Consider the following 2,938-nt stretch of genomic DNA (forward strand, 5'->3'; position numbering starts at 1 on the left):
ACTGATAACTGATAACTGATAACTGATAACTGATAACTGATAACTGATAACTGAAATGACCTCTCCTGAAAAATAAGAGGATTAACTAAAAAGACAAAAGAATGATTTTTTTCGTGAAAATTAGAGACTTAAAACCTAAAATAATTAATCATTAATAATTTTGTTAAAATCGAGATTATAGCTGACTTGGAATTACTATAAACGTAAGCATTCCACAGGAAATGCTTACCTATAAACAAAAATTTTCTAATTAACAGTAAACTGAAAATTATAGCAGTCGAAGGAAAAGTTAGGAAAAATCAAAAGCTTAAAATTAAGACAAGGTAAGATTTTTTCTTCTTCCTTTTTCCTTCTTCTTTCTTTCTTCTACTATAACAATAAAATTAAAATAAATGTCTAACTTAATCCTCTTTTGGCATCGACGCGACCTACGCATTTCAGATAATATCGGACTGACACAAGCATCTCAACAAAATCAAAAAGTAGTAGGTATATTTTGCCTTGACCAAAATATTCTCAAACGAGACGATATTGCCCCCGCAAGAATAACCTATATGATTGGTTGTTTACAACATCTACAAAAACGCTACCAAGAAATAGGAAGTCAACTATTAATTATCTCAGGAAAACCTGCCGAAGCTATACCAAAATTAGCAACTTTTCTAGAGGCAAAAGCAGTATATTGGAATCTAGATGTTGAACCTTATAGTAGAGAACGCGACCGCCAAGTTACTGAAAATTTAGAAACAGTAAATATTCAAGTAAAAACATTTTGGGATCAACTCCTTCATTGCCCAGAAGAAATATTTACTTCTACCAAAAAACCCTATAGTGTCTATACTCCATTCTGGAGAACTTGGAGCAGCAAAAAAAAATCTAACCCAGTCAATATTCCCCTACTCAAAGGGTTAACTGAAGAGCAACTTCAACAAACAAAAAAAATAGCAACTATTGATTTACCAACTGCGAAAGAATTAGGATTTAATTGGGAAAACTCACTCATTCTCGAACCCGGAGAAACTATAGCATTAGAAAAATTAGAAACATTTTGCCAAAGGGCAATATACTCATACCAAGAACAACGAAACTTCCCTAGTCTTGATGGTACATCCCAACTAAGTCCCGCCCTAAAATTTGGTACTATTGGTATTCGGACAGTTTGGGCAAAAACTCAAGAATTAATAGAAAATTGTTCTAGCGATGAAGCATTTGACAATATCGAAACTTGGCAAAAAGAAATAGCATGGCGCGAATTTTATCAATATGTTATGTATCATTATCCCGAACTAGAAACAGGTCCTTATCGCCCACATTGGAAAAATTTTCCCTGGGAGAATAATGAAGCATATTTTCAAGCTTGGTGTGAAGGTAAAACAGGTTATCCTATTGTTGATGCTGCCATGCGTCAGTTAAATGAAACAGGTTGGATGCACAACCGTTGCCGAATGATAGTTGCTAGTTTTCTGACCAAAGATTTAATAATTAATTGGCAGTGGGGGGAGAAATATTTTATGCAGAAGTTGATAGATGGAGACCTTTCTGCAAATAATGGGGGTTGGCAGTGGAGTGCATCGAGTGGAATGGACCCAAAACCGTTGAGAATATTTAATCCTTCATCTCAGACACAAAAATATGACCCAGAAGCAGAATATATTCGGGAGTGGGTGTCAGAGTTGCGGAGTGTGGATACGAAATATTTGGTTACTGGTAAAATTCCCGCAGATGAAAGAGAGGGTATAGGTTATCCTGCGCCTATTGTTGACCATAAAAAACGACAACAAATATTCAAGTCACTTTATCAGGAGCAGAAAAATTGATTCAGAATATCTTTAGGTTACTTTTTCCTAAATCAACCTAATTTATTAATACACATCTCCAGAAAATAGGGAGTAGGGAGTAGGGAGAAAGAATTGATAATTTCTGTGCGATAATTGATTCGATTTTTTATTATTGGAGATGTCTAATGAATTTGAATCATTGATTTATGTAGTTATAACTTGGCTGAAAATAAATCAGCTAATTCTCCAATATTTTTTGCTCCAGCTAGTTCAATGTGGGGGATATTTAAGGATAATTCTTCCATCACCATCATAATAATTTATGCTAGATTTACTGAATCTATCCCTAAGTTTTTAAGACTATTGGTTTAGTTTAGAGGAACTTCTTCTAATTATGATGCCACTTAACGAGTATACTTCCTAATTAACTACAATATTTTTCCTCTATTTATTATTTTGATTTTGCCCTAGTTTATTAGCTTTTTATTTTAAATTTTTAACTTTATAAATTATTTGGTTTGCCACTTTAATAAGTAACTTTTTGTTTCGCTACCTTATCAAGTATTGAGCATAACTCTTGCTGCAAGTTTTCTTGTAAATTACAGAATTATTGGCCTTAGGATAACCATTGCCCAGCTTAATTTTTTGGCAATACCTTTCTATATCCTGCTCACAAAAAAAATAGTTCACCGCAACGCCGTCTTACCTCAGCTTTTGACCTGGATAATACCAGGTGGGTTCCTCGGCTCAAGTTTAAAGTTTCTGAGTGCAAGCTCAGTTTACTGCCACTCAAACATCTAGGTCCCGATGTTTTTTGATTTGTAGGTCAAAAAAACATTTTTGGCAGTCACCAACGTCGCAGTAGAACCTAGAAACTATTATAGCCATTATTTTTTGAATGTCACCCCCTATCAGGAAACTCAAAAGTCAAAAATTAAAAGTCAAAAGTTAAAAGTCATAAATTGGAGCCTTGACACTTAATTTTTATCAAAATCATGTGGGTCTAATACCAAGCGTCAAAAAAGAATGCTATATTTAAGTGACACTTCAATTATTAAGTAATTAACACAGACTGAATATTTTTTTTGATAATTATTAGCCAGTTATTGTTAATTATTATTATTTTTACCTCTCCCCTACTCTCTCACTTCCCTACTCCC

General features: G+C 33.7%; 2 protein-coding genes and 1 other RNA gene. 1 reads left to right on the plus strand and 2 read right to left on the minus strand.

Annotated features, from left to right (window positions below):
* Positions 1-392 precede the first annotated feature (392 nt).
* The gene (locus D5R40_RS31645) at positions 393-1,817 is read left to right on the plus strand and encodes a deoxyribodipyrimidine photo-lyase, 8-HDF type (protein ID WP_124145018.1); all 1,425 of its coding nucleotides are present in this window, start codon (positions 393-395) and stop codon (positions 1,815-1,817) included.
* 173 nt (positions 1,818-1,990) lie between these two features.
* On the opposite strand, the gene D5R40_RS43695 is transcribed toward D5R40_RS31645, so the two are convergent.
* Together D5R40_RS43695 and ssrS are read right to left on the minus strand one after the other, a co-directional pair.
* The gene (locus tag D5R40_RS43695; RefSeq protein ID WP_511035259.1) at positions 1,991-2,083 is read right to left on the minus strand and encodes an acyl carrier protein; all 93 of its coding nucleotides are present in this window, start codon (positions 2,081-2,083) and stop codon (positions 1,991-1,993) included.
* Between the two features lie 377 nt (positions 2,084-2,460).
* A non-coding RNA gene (ssrS, locus tag D5R40_RS31650) (6S RNA) lies at positions 2,461-2,646 on the minus strand.
* Positions 2,647-2,938 lie beyond the last annotated feature (292 nt).

Origin of the sequence: Okeania hirsuta, assembly GCF_003838195.1 — a bacterium.
GTDB lineage: Bacteria > Cyanobacteriota > Cyanobacteriia > Cyanobacteriales > Microcoleaceae > Okeania > Okeania hirsuta.